Source organism: Bradyrhizobium sp. URHC0002, assembly GCF_054059515.1.
The window spans coordinates 2,103,103-2,117,278 of record NZ_JBSSCF010000001.1 but is presented as its reverse complement, the minus strand read 5'-3'; the positions used below and the strand labels follow the sequence as shown (position 1 = coordinate 2,117,278).

Here is a 14,176-nt window from a genome sequence, read left to right as displayed (position 1 = left end):
ATTGGCGCTGGTCGCGCGGGGTCAGTTCGCCGCCATGAAGATCGACAGGCCGAAACCGGTGAGATGGTGCAGCGCCTGGTCGACGCCGATCAGCGTCCAGAACCACGGATGCTCGTTCTCCATCGTCACGCCGAAGCGGGAAGCGAAGATCCCCTTGATACGGTCGACGGTGATGTGAATGGCGAAGTCGATGAAGGCGACGAACCAGAATCGCGGCGCGACGATCACGATCAACGCCATCGCGACCGCGAAGTGGACGAGGCAATGCGCCAATAGCGGCAAGGCCCAGCCGGTCTTTTGATCCTTGCCGATCGCCATCCAGGAATTCTGCAGCATGAAATCGGCAATGATGTGCTTCACCGTGAGAAGCAGCATCCATCCTATCAGCGCACCAACCGGGACCGAGGACGACATCGAAGGAAACAACAAAGCTGACGCCCTTTTCTGGGACTGGAGAGTTAGCGAAAAAACCGGGACCTAGGCTGTCAGCGCAATGTTCTTGTCAAACCCGGACTTGTTCGAACGTTGTCTTTATTTATGACATCTCCCGGGCCGGAATGCACCTGTGGGTAGTCTGAAAATCGCACGGTGTGGCGGAACTGCGATACTGCGGCAGCTTGGTACGCGGGGGTAAGGTTACCGGCCGGCGCGGTTTGCAATCCCATAGGAGCGGGCTATCATCGGCCGGCGGGCAAAATTATCGTTCTTTTGTAGGCATTTACGAATTCATTTGGACGGCCTGCGGCCTGCTTGGCGGCGACGCGTCCCTGACCTCCGGGTACGAGCCATGAGTGCTGAAGCCCCAACGCCGCATTCGGAAATGCCGCATCGCCGTTCGCGGGTCGTCAAAAGCAACCGGACCCAGATCCTGCTGTTTTCCGTCCTGACCCTGATCCTGACCGCCGCCGTGGTGTGGGGTGGCCGGACCTGGGTGCGCAATTCGGAGACGCTGGTGTTCGCCGTCGGCGAGGCCAACGGCCCCGAGGCGCGCTTCGCCGCCCGGCTGGCGACAGTGCTGAAGAATAATTCCTCGCGGCTGCGGCTCAAGATCGTGCCCAACGGCGACAATGCCAAGGCGTTGTCGCAGTTCGATCGCAAGGAGGCAAACCTGGCGATTTTGCGCACCGACGCCAGGATCCCGCCTCGCGCCCGCTCGCTCGCCATTCTCGATCATGACCTGTTCCTGCTGATCAGCCCCGGCGGCAAGAAGATCAAGACCATTGCAGACCTGAAGAAAAAGAAGATCGCGGTCATAGCCGACAGTGAGAGCAGCGTCGTGCTGGTACGCAACATTCTCGAACTCTCGGACACCCCGGAGGCGGCGGCCCGGATCCAGATGGCCCCGCCCGGCTCGACCTTCGACAAGCTGTTCGCCTCGGGCTTCGGCGCCGTGATCAAGGTCGCGCATGCCTCGCACATCGTGAAGGACAAGAGCTACGAGCAAATCGCCGGGCGCGGCGGCTTCACCCTCAATGCGATCGATTCGGCGAAAGCAATTGCCAGGAAGAATCCGGCCATTTCCGAGGAAACGGTGGCGACCGGCATGCTGTCCGCTTCGCCCGCCCTGCCTGAGGAAGACGTCGACACGATCGGGCTGGAATGGTTGCTGGTGGCGCAATCCAGGCTCTCGACCACGACCGTGAGCGACCTCGCGCGGATCATCTACGAGAACAAGGCCGAGCTTGCGCTTGCCGACGGCTTCGCCTCCAAGATCGAGCCGGCAGCGACCGACAAGGACGCCTTCATCGTGGCACATCCGGGCGCCGCCGAATACATCAACGACGAGATCAAGTCCTTTGTCGAACGCTACAGCGACCTGATGTATGTTGCGCTCGCCGCGCTCAGCATCATCGGCTCGATCTTCGCCGCCATCTACACCAAGGTCACCCGGACCGCGCCGGAAAAGGCCAGCCAGCTCGCGACCGCCATTCTCGATATCGGCGAGCGCATGGAATACGCCAAATCGCTGGACGCTCTCGACGAACTTCAGGATGAACTGGAAACGGTCCTGCGCGGCGTGGTGATCGGGTTGCGCGACGGCACCATTTCAAGCGACGGACTGGACACCTTCAAGCTGGGCTATGAATTCGTGCGTGACGAGATCGGCTTGCGCCGCGAACATCTCAAGCGGCACCCGCCGTCCCAGGACGACAAGGTAGTGGCCGTGAAGACCGCGCAGAGCGCCTGACGCCCTCATGGTGAGGACTGGCTTCGGGCCACATACGAGGCAGCAGTCGCCCGCGCGCGGATTTCGGCGATCTTGCGCTTGAGCGCGGACTGCCGCGGGTCGGGCAATGCGGCCGCTCGCGCCTCGGTCACCGCGCTTCCGAGATCAGGCAGCGCCAGCACGCCGTCGAAGGTCGGCTTGACCAGGCCGTCGATGATCGCGTTCCAGTCCGCCAGGCCCTGACGATAGACCTCGCCATATCCCTCGATCATGGTCGCGGTCTGCACGATCGCGGGCGCCGCCTGGGGCTGCTTGGTCAGGCTGCGGTCGATCATGTGCAGCCAGCGCTCGACCAGGACCCGCTCCTTGGTGTAACGCACCGAAAGCAGCCGCCATCGCCGCAGTCCCGCCTCGATCTTGAGGCGGCGGACGCCGAACCGGCTTGCCGTGCTGAAACGGATGGAAACCCGTTTGTTCTTCCAGCCTGCCCAATCGAGTGCATCGAGCAAATACTCGGCGATGACAGCGGGAAGCGCGCCGATCAATTCATCGAGCGTGAATTTCCTGACATCGACGGCAGGCCTGGCAGGGTTGCCGGACGCCTGATCCAGTTCGGCAAGCTTCAGTTGCGCGATCCGGATCGGATCTTCGTAGGCCATGCGCACCGCCATCAGGCGGGCAATTTCAGTCAGCATGGCGTCGTCGACGCCTTTTTTGCCGACGAACCGCTGCAGCCGCTGGACGTAAAGTTCGGCGTAGCTGGTTCCTTGATAGTCGATCAGGAAATGGATGGCGTCGCTCGCCGTCGCCATGACCGGCGCCGGCAGCCCTTCGGGCAGGAACGGCGGCGTGACGTCATCCTCGCCGATGAAATCCGCGAACAGATAACGCAACGACGACAGGATACCGCGGTCTGACACTCCCTTGGGCTCCGGCCTCTATGCGGGCTTCGGCGCCGCGGCGGCCGCCGTTTGCTGGTTCAACTGCTGCTGCAGCGTCTCGAGGTTCTGAAACAGCCGCGAGCTGGAGAGGCGAAGGTAATAGAAGCCGAAAGCCGGATTCTGCACGTAGAGCTCCTCGACCTTGCTGTAACTGACGCTCAGGACGAGGCCGGCTTCCACGCATTCCAGCGTCTGGGTTCGCTGGTTCGACGGCGACAGCATGCCGAGTTCACCGACGATGGCGCCGACCGGCAGCACGATACCCGACTCGACCAGCTTGAACTTGCCGCTGACGATATAGAGCATGTCCTCGGCTTTTTCGTCCTTGTAGAACAGGATCTCGCCGGCCGCGCATTGACGCTCGGTCATGAACGGCTTCAGCCATTCCATCGAGAGGTCGCTGTTGACGGATTTCTTCACGTCACGCACCAGCTGCAGCATCTGGTGCAGGCGATAGGAGTTGACGAACAGCATGACCAGTTGCACCCCCATCACCAGGAAATTGTGGGTCGGGATCGCGGTCACGATCAGAACGACGTTGGCGAGGATGCCGAACACCCGCAACGGGATCATGGTCTTCATCGTGGTGGTGGCGACCACGAAGATCGATGCGAACAGCGCGCCCGCGGTTCCTGCATGTTCTGCCAGATGAGACGTATCCATCGGAAACCAACCAATATCTAAACGTGTGCGTTTTCACGATTCTGTTGCAGCGCCCGCTAGCGTAATGTCCGCGGGGCCATTTTGATATACGAGGAAAGAACGACGATTTGTCGGGATTCTCACCATTCCCGGGTTAAATTCGGGCTCACCCGGCCGGCCCGGCCGCCCCAAAGACGCGTCGCGCCGTGTGAAGGCCGCCGTTGACGGCCTCCCCGCAGGCAGGCACTTTGCGGCATCGGTCACGCTGCGGCTTGACCGTTATCCCAGCTTTTATTGCACCCATCAGGCCCCTTCTTATCCGATGTCCAAGCGGCTCGTTCTCTCGGCACTGGCTCAGTTCACCGCCAAGACGGCCGGCCGCAACATGACCAAGGCGGCCTATGCCGCGGTGGCGGCCGGCGTCGCTGCGATGGTGGTGCTCACCACGCCCCCTGCCTACGAGGTGGCGCACCATTGGGTCGACGCGGTGCTGTGGATGTGCCTGGTCTATTTCGTGTTCGAATGGCTGGTGCGGCTGCGCCACATGGCAAGCCAAGGGCGGCTGTCGCTCTACGCGCTTTCCGCCAGCGGGGTCGTCGACGCGATCGGCGCCCTCGCCGTGCCGGTCGCGCTGCTGTTGGGCATCGAGCCCAGGACGGCGTGGCTGCTCGGCATCCTCTGGGTGCTCAAGGTCGTTCCGGGCATCCCGGGGCTGCGGCAGTTGCGGCGCGTGCTGGTGCTGGAATCGGGGCCGCTGCTCAGCGTGCTCGTGATCTTCCTGATGGTGGTGTTTCTGGCGTCGGTCGCGGAATATTTCCTGGAACGCGACGTGCAGCCGGGAACCTTCGGCAGCGTGCCGGCGGCGCTGTGGTGGGCGGTGGTGACGCTGACCACGACCGGCTATGGCGACGTGGTGCCGATCACGCCGCTCGGCCGCATGGTCGCGGCGCTGGTCATGATCTGCGGTCTCGGCGTGTTCGGGCTCTGGACCGGTATTCTGGCGACCGGCTTTGCCGCCGAGACGCGCCGCGACAATTTCCTGAAGACGTGGGAGACCGTCAGCAAGGTGCCGTTCTTCGCAACCCTCGGCCCGGCCGCGATCGCCGACGTCACGCATATGCTGCGAACCATGGACCTGCCGGCGCGCACCATGATCATCCGCAAGGGCCAGCAGGGCGACTGCATGTATTTCATCGCCGCCGGTGAAGCCGAGGTTGAATTGCCCGGCAAGAAGGTCGCGCTCGGCGAGGGCGCGTTCTTCGGCGAGATGGCGCTGCTCGGCAACAATGTGCGCGGCGCCAATGTCACGACTACGAAGGTGACGCGGCTGCTGGTGCTCGATCTCGTGGATTTTCGCCTGCTGATGGCCCGGCATCCCGATCTGGCCGAGACCATCGATGCCGAGGCCCAGCGGCGCGCGCAAGAAAACAAATAGAACAAACAAGAACAATGGAGAACAACATGCGTGAAGCAGCCGAGGCGGCAAGCGCGCCGATACTCGAGATCAGCGGCGCACGCGCCACCATCCGCCTCAACCGGCCGAAGCATCTGAACCGGCTGCAAAGCGAAGATCTCGGCGATCTCATAAAACTGTTCGACCGGATCGAGGCTGATCCTGCGATCCGCGTGCTGGTGCTGACCGGCACCGGCCGCGCCTTCAGCGCCGGCTACGATCTCAACTCGGTGGCGGACCGCGCCACCAGCGCGACCGCGCAACCGAGCGCGGGATCGGCGTTCGAAGCGGTGGTCGACCGCCTGGAGGACCTTGGCGTGCCGACGATCTGCCGGCTCAATGGCGGCGTCTATGGCGGCTCGACCGACCTGGCGCTGGCCTGCGACTTCCGCATCGGCGTCGATACCGCTGAAATGTTCATGCCGGCGGCGCGGCTCGGCCTGCACTATTACAAGAGCGGCATCGGCCGCTATGTGTCGCGGCTCGGCGTCGACAACGCAAAAATGCTGTTTCTCACCGCGCAGAAAATCACGGCGCCCGAAATGCTGCGGATCGGCTACCTCACCGCGATGGTGCCGGAGGAAGCCCTCGACGAAGAGGTCGACCGCCTCGCCAACATCCTGGCCGGCAACGCGCCGCTTGCGATGCGCGGCATGAAACGTGCCATCAACGAATTCGCCCGCGGCAAATTCGACGAGGAAGCCGCCGATCTCCGCCACCGCGAGAGCATGCGCAGCGCCGAGATCAAGGAAGGCATCAAGGCGTTTGCGGAAAAGCGCCCGCCGAAATTCTAACCGGAAAAACTCAAGCCCGCTTCGTTCGCATCGCCCGGACCTGCTTGATACCGGGATCTCGCGCCAGCGCCTGGTAGCGCTTGCTGTCGATCGGATAGATCGCGACGAGCCCCTCGGCATCGGCATGCACGCCCCAGCCGAAGCGCTTGCCAAGCCCCGATGCTCTCAAACACGCCTGCCCTTTGGAGAAAAATTCGTCGCGGGCAAGACTTCGCTCCTTCTTCGTCGCCTTCTCATCGAGCTGCCGGCCCTGGGTGGAGGTTGCGAATATCACGTCGTCCGACGTGTACTTGTAGGGCGCCTCCGCAATCATCTTGTATTGCAGGCCGGCTACCGTCGGATTCCCCGCGCGCGGCGGCGGTTCCTCGCCGGTGCGCGCGGGACAATCCTCCGCGACCTGGATGAAGGTGTCGAAGCAGTTGGTCGTGTGAACTGTCTTTGTCATCCAGCAATCCAATGCTCGTGGCGCCTCACCCGCCGCAGGCTGCGGCATGCTGCGCGGCCATTTCGTCATCGGCAGCGTTGATCCGCTGGAAGGCCGGACGCGACGTGATGCGCTCGGCATAGGCCGCAAATACGTCCGTTCGCGGCACGAGGCCAAACATCATCGTCCAACTGAACGCCACGCCCCAGAGAATGTCGGCTGCCGTGATGCGTTCTCCGAGCAGATAAGGCCCCTTGGAAAGCTGCGCCTCCAATGCACCAAGCATGGTCTCGTAATCGGAATATGGCGAATGCGACACAGGCGTCGGCTCGCGCTTCATGAACTTGTCGATCAGGGCGGGCTCGAAGGAGGAACCGTAATAGGCGATCCAGCGCAGATACGGGCCGCGGCTGGGATCGTCGAGCGCGGGAGTCAGCCCGGCTCCCGGAAACAGGTCGGCGAGATGGATGTAGATCGCCACCTGCTCGGTCACCAGCGCCTCACCGTGGCGGATCGCCGGCACCTTGCCCAGCGGGTTGATGGCGAGATAGGCCGGTTGGCGCTGCTCGCCCGCCTTCATGTTCAGGACATGGAGATCGTAGGGGGCTCCCAGCTCCTCCAGCAGCACCCGCGTGCCGGTCGCACGGCTCTGCGGCGAATAATAAAGCGTGATGCGGTCGTTGCTGGTCATTGGCAGTCTCCTTTTGAACCCGCTGCTTTGAACCCCGCGGGCAACCGGACCTTGTATGCCCGACCATACCTGACATCCTGTGTCAGGTATGGTTTAAAGGATCATGCGCGCGAGCCGGCTGCTTTCGATCCTCACCACCCTGCAGGCGCGGGGACAGGTCACCGCGCCCGAACTCGCGGAAGCCTGCGAGGTTTCGGTGCGCACCATCTATCGCGACATCGATGCGCTCGCCGCGGCCGGCATTCCGGTCTATGCCGATCGCGGCGCGGAAGGCGGCTATCGCCTGCTCGACGGCTATCGCGTGCGGTTGAACGGACTGTCGCAGCCGGAGGCCGAGGCGCTGTTCATGACGGGACTGCCGGGGCCTGCAGCCGCGCTTGGCCTCGACGCTGCGATGCTGGCGGCGCAGACCAAGCTGATGGCGGCATTGCCGGCCAGTCTGCGCCCGAACGCCGGCCGGATGCAGGAACGCTTTCATCTCGACGCCCCAAGCTGGTTCGGGGAAGCCGAGCATCCGAAGCATCTGCGCGCCATTGCCAGCGCGCTCTTGCGCGAGAGTCTGGTCGAAATCCGCTACCAAAGCTGGAGGGCGGAGAAACGCCGCCGCGTCGCGCCGCTCGGTCTCGTGCTGAAGGGCGGCAGCTGGTATCTCGCAGGGCACGTCGATGGCAGCGTGCGCACCTATCGGGTTGCGCGCGTGCTCGACTGCAACGTTCTGGAGGAGCGCTGCGTCCGGCCCGCCGATTTCGATCTCGCCGCCTATTGGCAAGCCGCAACGATCCGGCTCGAAGCCGAGATGCATCCGAACTTCGCCACCGTGCGGCTGTCGCCGTTTGGCGTAAAACTGCTTAACGCATTGAGCCAGCCTTATGTCAGGACGCGCACCCGCATCGAGGAGACCGCGGATGCCGCGGGCTGGCGGATCGCGGTTGTGCCGATCGGAAAAACAGTGTGGCACGCGGCGGCCGAACTGCTGCGCCTTGGCGCGGAGGCCGAGGTGCTGGCGCCGGCCGAGCTGCGCGACAGGATGGCTGAACTCACCCGGGCCATGGCCGCACGCTACCGGACAGCGCGGGATGGTTACCAGGATGACAAGGATATCCGCCGATCTCGCACCACGAAACATTTCTGAAACACGATTCTCCCCGACGCGCATGAACGCAAGACGTCGTCGGCCCGACTGATGGGCAGGGACGAAACAACGGCCTCGTGCCCATCAACTGGAGAATATTTACGATGTTTCGCAAGATGACCCTCGGACTGATCGCCGCCGCCTCGCTCACCATTGCCGCTGCAGCGCCCGCTTCCGCCGGCGGCTTTTACCACGGCCATCATCACTGGGGACATGGATATGGCTGGGGTCCCGCCATCGGCGTCGGCTTCGGCGGCGTCTACCTCGACACCGGTTTGAACGGTTGCCTGCAACAGCGCTGGGTCGAAACCCGCCGCGGCATGCGTCTGCGCACCGTGAACGTCTGCGCCTACTGATCGAACATTCCTGCAATAATCCCGGCCGCGGCAAGCGGCCGGGATTTTCTTGGTCGGAATCGCGAGGTATCCGGCCAATTTGACCATCGCCTGCGCTGGCCATATTGTAGGACTTGCGGTGCAAGCCGTTCCCGGGCCCGCGGGAAGGGTTGAACCCACTTGCAGCTTTCGAGCGACATCTAGAGCCTTTGTGCAGCCGGTATTGCGGGCCGTCGGCGATGTCATGCACGGAGGTGTTTGATGAACCCGCTCCCCGATCGATTGAATCTCGATCATCTGAAGAAGCAAGCCAAGCAATTGATCCGCCTCTATCGAGCCCGCGATGCGGTGGCGATGGCGCGGTTTCGCAGCACGCTGCCGGCAACGGCGGGCCTCAGCGATGAGGACCTTTCGTCCCGGGGACTGCGCCTGCACGATGCGCAATCATGCATCGCGCGCGAACACGGTTTTGCATCCTGGCCCGACTTGAAGCGTTACGTCGAGGTGCAGGCGGTCGCGCAGAAGGAGCGCGCCGTTCGCGTCCTGCAGTGGGCGCAGCTGGTTTATTCCGGCGACGTCAGCGGCACGGTCAACCGCGCGAACCCGCGCGTCGCGTTGCGGATTCTGGCCGATGATCCCGACCTGATCGCGGGCGACCCCTATCTTGCCTGCGCGATCGGCGACGAACGCGCGCTGCGGCAGGCGATGCAGGCCGACCCGGCATGGGTCAACACGTCGGGTGGTCCGCTGCGGTTGCCGCCGCTCTTCGCGATTGCGCATTCGAGCCTGCTGCGCGTGGAAGAATTTCGCGAGCGGCTGCATCGCTGCGCGGCATTGCTGATCGCTGATGGCGCCGACGTGAACCAGCACATTCACAGCCGCTGGCAGCCGGGATCGCTGAGCGAGCCCGATCAGCGCTATCCGCTCTCGACGCTCTACGGCGCGGCCGGAAGCAACCATGATCCCGCCTTGACGAAATTGCTGCTCGAAGCCGGCGCGAACCCCAATGACGGCGAGTCGCTTTATCACTCGCTGGAGAATCCGGCATGCACGCGCCTGCTGCTGGAGCACGGCGCGCGTATCGCAGAAAGCAATGCGATCTATCGCGCCATGGATCTCGACGACGATACCGCGCTGAAACTGTTGCTGGCGCACGGCGGCGATCCGAACGAACCGGCGCGAAATCCACCGCTGACCGATTGGGGTTCGCCGCTGGCATGGGCGATTCGGCGCCGACGGCCACGGCATGCGAAGGCCCTCCTGGATGCCGGCGCGGATGTTTCGCGGCCCGCCTCCGACGGTGCCAGCCCCTATCGGCTGGCGCTCCGGTTCGGGCTTCCTGACATTGCCGCTCTGCTGCGTGCGCGAATCGAGGTGCCTGATGTCCCGGACGAGGAACGCTTCGTGGCAGCCTGCGCGCGCGGCGACGAGGCCGAAGCGCGGATGATCCGCGCCAGCCGGCCCGATCTGCCGGCCTCGCTGTCGCCGGCGCAATTGCGATTGCTTCCGGACATGGCGGCGGAGGGCGCCGACCACGTCGTGCGGCTGATGGTCCGTCTCGGCTGGCCGATCGCCGTGCGCGGCGGCGACTGGGATGGGTCCGCGCTCAATCACGCAATCTTTCGCGGCGACGCCGGCCTGACGCGCTTTCTGCTCGAGCACGGCGCCAAATGGACGGAGCAGCATGGCTTCGGCGACAACGCCTGCGGCTCGCTGTCCTGGGCGTCCCTCAACGAGCCGGTCGACGGCGGCGACTGGGTTGGTTGCGCGCGCGCCCTGCTCGATCACGGCATGCCGGGCGCCACGATCATCCCTGACGATCCCGAGCGGGTGCTGATTGCCGGCAAACGAAAGCGGTTCTCCGACGAGGTCACCGAAGAGTTGCTGGGCTAGCCGACGCGCGCGCCGGTCGGATCATGGCCGGCGCAGGCAATTGGATTAAGCCCGCCCCTACACCCTGCCCTTCAGCGCGTCGCCGATTTCATCGAGCACCTTGGGGTCCTCGATGGTAGCCGGCATGCTCCAGCTCTCGCCGTCGGCGATCTTCTTGATGGTGCCGCGCAGGATTTTTCCCGAGCGCGTCTTCGGCAATCGCCCAACCGTGATCGCGAGCTTGAACGCTGCGACGGGCCCGAGCTTGTCGCGCACCAGCGCCACGATCTCGTTCTCGATCTCGGCAGGCTGGCGCGTGACGCCGGCCTTCAGCACCAGGAAACCGCAGGGCACCTCGCCCTTGATCGCGTCCTTGATGCCGAGCACCGCGCATTCGGCGACGTCGGAATGCGAAGCCAGGATTTCCTCCATGCCGCCGGTGGAGAGCCGGTGGCCGGCGACATTGATGATGTCGTCGGTGCGGCCCATCACCCAGACATAGCCGTCGTCATCCTTGTAGCCGGCGTCCGAGGTCTTGTAGTAGCCGGGAAACTCCGTGAGGTAGGCTTCCCTGAAACGCGCATCCTGCTCCCACAATGTCGGCAGGCAGGCCGGCGGCATCGGCAGCTTGATCACGATCGAGCCCATGGTGCCCGCAGGCACCGGCCTGGACGCCTCGTCCACCACGTCGACCTGATAGCCCGGCATCGGCACTGTCGGCGAGCCGTGCTTGACCGGCAGCTGGCCTAGCCCCACCGGATTGCCGGCGATGCACCAGCCGGTTTCGGTCTGCCACCAGTGATCGATCACCGGCACCTTCAACTGCGCTTCCGCCCATTCCACCGTCGGCGGATCGGCGCGCTCGCCGGCCAGGAACAGCGTGCGGAATTTCGACAGATCGTATTTGCGGATGAACGCGCCGTCGGGATCCTCCTTGCGGATGGCGCGGAACGCGGTCGGCGCGGTGAAGAGGGCCACCGCCTTGTGCTCTGAAATCACGCGCCAGAACGCGCCGGCGTCCGGCGTGCCGATCGGCTTGCCCTCATACATGATCGAGGTGGCGCCATGAATCAGCGGGCCGTAGACGATGTAGCTGTGGCCGACGACCCAGCCGATGTCGGAGCCGCACCACCAGACTTCGCCGGGTTTGACGCCGTAGAGGTTGAACATCGACCATTTCAGCGCGACCAGATGCCCGCCATTGTCGCGCACGACGCCCTTCGGGATTCCCGTGGTGCCCGACGTGTAGAGAATGTAGAGCGGATCGGTCGCGAGCACCGGCGTGCACGGTGCGGCCTTGCCGGCAGCGAGCGCCGCGCTGCGGAGCGCCGCCCAATCGTGATCGCGGCCGGGGGTAAGTTCGCAAGCCTGCTGCGGCCGCTGCAGGATGACGCAACCCTGCGGCTTGACGCTGGAAAGCCTGATCGCCTCGTCGAGCAGCGGCTTGTACTGCACGAGGCGGCCAGGCTCGATGCCGCAGCTCGCCGAAAAAATCAGCTTCGGCTTGGCGTCCTCGATGCGCGTCGCGAGCTCTTTCGCGGCAAAACCGCCGAACACCACCGAATGCACCGCGCCGATCCGCGCGCAGGCCAGCATCGCAAACACCGCTTCCGGCACCAGCGGCATATAGAGGATGACGCGGTCGCCCTTGGCAACGCCGAAATCGACCATCACCGCGGCGAGCGTCTGCACCTCCTTGAGCATCTCCGCATAGGTGAATTTCGAGATCGAATTGGTGAGCGGCGAATCGTGGATCAGCGCCACCTGGTCGGCCCGGCCGTTCGCGACGTGGCGGTCGAGCGCGTTATAGCAGGTGTTGACCACGGCGCCGGCGAACCAGCGGCCATACGCGCCCATCGAGGGATCGAAGATTTTCTTTGCGGGCTCGATCCAGTCGATCTCGCGCGCCGCCTCGGCCCAGAATCCTTCCGGGTCTCTCAGCGAGCGGGCATGGACCTCGTGATAGCGGCTTTTGTTCTGAACGTTCATGGCGCACTCCCGCTCGTTCGCCTGATATCGTCATGCCCGGCCTTGTGCCGGGTATCCACGTGCTTGCTTTGCTTTTAGAACAAGGCGTGGATGGCCGGGACAAGCCCGGCCATGACGGCTGGGCAAGCATCTTGTTTCAGGCATTGTCACGGGAAGTTGCGCCAGATCAAGCCGAGAATGGCTCGTCCGTTCGGCTAAAATCCTACTGCCGGGCGATCGTATTGAGCTTCTCCAGCCGGTCCTCCATCGCCTGACGGAGGTCATAACCACGCTTGCCGAACGAGCTGTTGCGCTTTTCGATGAAGTCGCGCTGCTGCCGAGTCAGCGCCAGCGCGGCGCGATGGCTGTCGGATTCCGCACTCGCGATCACCCGCAGGAACACGTCGTTGATGTTGCGGTCGAGCTGGGCGAGGCCGGGGTCGGCGCAGATGGCCTTTTCGACCTGGCGTTTTGCGGTGGCGCAATTGAAGCTCGGCAAATTCTTCTGGTACGAAAGCGAGCCCAGCCGTTCGATCTCCTGCGCGATGTCCTTGTAATTGACGGCGGCGGTGCTGTCGGACGGATTGAGACGGACGGCTTCCGCATAGTCCTGCAGCGCACGGCCGCGGTCGCCCTTCTTGACCCAGGCCGCGCCGCGGTTGTTGTAGGCGCGCTGGAACTTTGGATCGATCTTCAACGCCGCGTCGTAGTCCGCGATGGCACGATCGTAATCCTTCCGCGCCTGATAGGCGTCGCCGCGGTTGGTCAGGAATTTCGGCTCGGGGCGGATCTTGATCGCTTCGTCATAGTCGGCAATCGCGCGGGCATAATCGCCATTGCCGGCAAGGTCGAGGCCGCGATTGTCGAAGAATTCCGGCTGCGTCGGATCGATCCGGATCGCCGTGGTGACATCCTCGATCGCTTTTTCCGTTCGGCCCAGCTTGCGGTAAGCCGCGGAACGGTTGCTGTAGGTGCGCGCGCGGTGCGGCTCGAGACGAAGTGCCTCGTCGTAATCGGCGATCGCCTTCTGATACTCACCCATGAAATACCAGGCGGCGCCGCGGTCGGAAAACACCTGCGCAAGATCAGGCTTCAGCCGCAGCGCCTCGTTATAGTCTTCGATGGCCCGATCGTATTTTTTGGCGTTGTTGAACGCGTTGCCGCGGTTGGCGTAACCATTGGCATTGTCCGGCTCGAGCCGAATGGCCTGATTCAACGCCTCGAACGCGCCTTCCATCTTGCCGGTCTGGCGAAGGATTTCGCCGCGGGCGCGGAAGGCGCGGGCACGATTCGGGTCCTTGGATATGACGGTATCGATTTCCGCCAGAGCCTTGCCGGTCTGACCGCTGTTATGCAGTGCGGCGGCGCGGGTAATCGTGGCGTCAAGACGATCGCTTTCCGGCGTCGCCGGATTGTCGATCAGCGCGGTGCAAACCTCGATCAGCTTCGCCGGCTCGGCGGCCGAAAGCGCCGCGCAGGTCACCGGCGGTTCGGCGGCCGGCTGGGCCAGGGCGCCGAAGGAGGTCAGGATTGCAATGGCAAAGGCCGCACTTGCGGCAAATGGCGAAACAAAGGATCGCATAACCGGCTCTTCAAAATGACTGAAGGACGCGCGGCAACGCCGCGCCCGATCACTTGGTCGCCGCTGATCTTCCCAAGGTTCGAAGGCGCGGGCATCTCCCCCTTATCGGGCCAATACGGCCCAGGCTCAGGACATTAATAGATCGGGGTCCGAGCATCTTGTCGTCATTCACGCG

General features: G+C 63.8%; 13 protein-coding genes. 6 read left to right on the top strand and 7 right to left on the bottom strand.

Going from position 1 to position 14,176, the window contains the following annotated elements:
- Positions 1-21: 21 nt before the first annotated feature.
- Positions 22-375: a DUF3307 domain-containing protein gene (locus ACVWVY_RS10055; protein ID WP_456626232.1), complete on the bottom strand. Its 354-nt coding sequence runs from the start codon at positions 373-375 to the stop codon at positions 22-24.
- 412 nt (positions 376-787) lie between these two features.
- On the opposite strand from ACVWVY_RS10055, the gene ACVWVY_RS10050 reads away from it, so the two are divergent.
- Positions 788-2,188, top strand: coding sequence for a TAXI family TRAP transporter solute-binding subunit (locus ACVWVY_RS10050; protein WP_456626231.1), 1,401 nt, complete (start codon positions 788-790; stop codon positions 2,186-2,188).
- A 5-nt stretch (positions 2,189-2,193) separates the two neighbouring features.
- On the opposite strand, the gene ACVWVY_RS10045 is transcribed toward ACVWVY_RS10050, so the two are convergent.
- Both ACVWVY_RS10045 and ACVWVY_RS10040 read right to left on the bottom strand, forming a co-directional pair.
- Positions 2,194-3,087, bottom strand: a complete 894-nt coding sequence (locus ACVWVY_RS10045) for a DUF6537 domain-containing protein (protein ID WP_456626230.1) — start codon at positions 3,085-3,087, stop codon at positions 2,194-2,196.
- A gap of 18 nt (positions 3,088-3,105) precedes the next feature.
- Complete coding sequence (locus ACVWVY_RS10040; RefSeq protein WP_456626229.1) at positions 3,106-3,771, bottom strand: Crp/Fnr family transcriptional regulator; 666 nt, start codon at positions 3,769-3,771, stop codon at positions 3,106-3,108.
- Positions 3,772-4,072: 301 nt separating this feature from the next.
- On the opposite strand from ACVWVY_RS10040, the gene ACVWVY_RS10035 reads away from it, so the two are divergent.
- Together ACVWVY_RS10035 and ACVWVY_RS10030 are read left to right on the top strand one after the other, a co-directional pair.
- A complete protein-coding gene (locus ACVWVY_RS10035; RefSeq protein ID WP_456626228.1) occupies positions 4,073-5,185 on the top strand; it encodes a cyclic nucleotide-gated ion channel in 1,113 nt (370 codons plus the stop codon).
- A 26-nt stretch (positions 5,186-5,211) separates the two neighbouring features.
- Positions 5,212-5,997: an enoyl-CoA hydratase/isomerase family protein gene (locus ACVWVY_RS10030; protein WP_456626227.1), complete on the top strand. Its 786-nt coding sequence runs from the start codon at positions 5,212-5,214 to the stop codon at positions 5,995-5,997.
- A gap of 10 nt (positions 5,998-6,007) precedes the next feature.
- Here ACVWVY_RS10030 and ACVWVY_RS10025 read toward each other — a convergent pair whose 3' ends face one another.
- Positions 6,008-6,442, bottom strand: coding sequence for a DUF6157 family protein (locus tag ACVWVY_RS10025; protein WP_456626226.1), 435 nt, complete (start codon positions 6,440-6,442; stop codon positions 6,008-6,010).
- 25 nt (positions 6,443-6,467) lie between these two features.
- Positions 6,468-7,112: a glutathione S-transferase family protein gene (locus tag ACVWVY_RS10020; RefSeq protein WP_456626225.1), complete on the bottom strand. Its 645-nt coding sequence runs from the start codon at positions 7,110-7,112 to the stop codon at positions 6,468-6,470.
- A gap of 103 nt (positions 7,113-7,215) precedes the next feature.
- On the opposite strand from ACVWVY_RS10020, the gene ACVWVY_RS10015 reads away from it, so the two are divergent.
- The 3 genes from ACVWVY_RS10015 (at position 7,216) to ACVWVY_RS10005 (ending at position 10,472) form a co-directional block, all read left to right on the top strand.
- Positions 7,216-8,244 (top strand): helix-turn-helix transcriptional regulator, encoded by a 1,029-nt coding sequence (locus tag ACVWVY_RS10015; protein WP_456626224.1) that lies wholly within the window; start codon positions 7,216-7,218, stop codon positions 8,242-8,244.
- Between the two features lie 104 nt (positions 8,245-8,348).
- A complete protein-coding gene (locus ACVWVY_RS10010) occupies positions 8,349-8,600 on the top strand; it encodes a hypothetical protein (RefSeq protein ID WP_456626223.1) in 252 nt (83 codons plus the stop codon).
- A 240-nt stretch (positions 8,601-8,840) separates the two neighbouring features.
- The gene (locus ACVWVY_RS10005) at positions 8,841-10,472 is read left to right on the top strand and encodes an ankyrin repeat domain-containing protein (protein ID WP_456626222.1); all 1,632 of its coding nucleotides are present in this window, start codon (positions 8,841-8,843) and stop codon (positions 10,470-10,472) included.
- 57 nt (positions 10,473-10,529) lie between these two features.
- Here the strand turns inward: ACVWVY_RS10005 and ACVWVY_RS10000 are convergent, their stop codons facing one another.
- Both ACVWVY_RS10000 and ACVWVY_RS09995 read right to left on the bottom strand, forming a co-directional pair.
- Entirely contained in the window at positions 10,530-12,440 is a 1,911-nt protein-coding gene (locus ACVWVY_RS10000; RefSeq protein ID WP_456626221.1) for a propionyl-CoA synthetase, read from the bottom strand.
- Positions 12,441-12,642: 202 nt separating this feature from the next.
- Positions 12,643-14,001 carry a tetratricopeptide repeat protein gene (locus ACVWVY_RS09995; RefSeq protein WP_456626220.1) on the bottom strand — a complete coding sequence of 453 codons (1,359 nt, stop codon included), beginning with the start codon at positions 13,999-14,001 and terminating at the stop codon, positions 12,643-12,645.
- Positions 14,002-14,176: the final 175 nt, after the last annotated feature.

Bases quoted from the DNA above. Each gene is read 5' to 3' on its own strand.
- ACVWVY_RS10055 (WP_456626232.1), bottom strand. From the start codon at position 375: ATGCTGCTTCTCACGGTGAAGCACATCATTGCCGATTTCATGCTGCAG.
- ACVWVY_RS10050 (WP_456626231.1), top strand. From the start codon at position 788: ATGAGTGCTGAAGCCCCAACGCCGCATTCGGAAATGCCGCATCGCCGT.
- ACVWVY_RS10040 (WP_456626229.1), bottom strand. From the start codon at position 3,771: ATGGATACGTCTCATCTGGCAGAACATGCAGGAACCGCGGGCGCGCTG.
- ACVWVY_RS10035 (WP_456626228.1), top strand. From the start codon at position 4,073: ATGTCCAAGCGGCTCGTTCTCTCGGCACTGGCTCAGTTCACCGCCAAG.
- ACVWVY_RS10030 (WP_456626227.1), top strand. From the start codon at position 5,212: ATGCGTGAAGCAGCCGAGGCGGCAAGCGCGCCGATACTCGAGATCAGC.
- ACVWVY_RS10025 (WP_456626226.1), bottom strand. From the start codon at position 6,442: ATGACAAAGACAGTTCACACGACCAACTGCTTCGACACCTTCATCCAG.
- ACVWVY_RS10020 (WP_456626225.1), bottom strand. From the start codon at position 7,112: ATGACCAGCAACGACCGCATCACGCTTTATTATTCGCCGCAGAGCCGT.
- ACVWVY_RS10015 (WP_456626224.1), top strand. From the start codon at position 7,216: ATGCGCGCGAGCCGGCTGCTTTCGATCCTCACCACCCTGCAGGCGCGG.
- ACVWVY_RS10010 (WP_456626223.1), top strand. From the start codon at position 8,349: ATGTTTCGCAAGATGACCCTCGGACTGATCGCCGCCGCCTCGCTCACC.
- ACVWVY_RS10005 (WP_456626222.1), top strand. From the start codon at position 8,841: ATGAACCCGCTCCCCGATCGATTGAATCTCGATCATCTGAAGAAGCAA.
- ACVWVY_RS10000 (WP_456626221.1), bottom strand. From the start codon at position 12,440: ATGAACGTTCAGAACAAAAGCCGCTATCACGAGGTCCATGCCCGCTCG.
- ACVWVY_RS09995 (WP_456626220.1), bottom strand. From the start codon at position 14,001: ATGCGATCCTTTGTTTCGCCATTTGCCGCAAGTGCGGCCTTTGCCATT.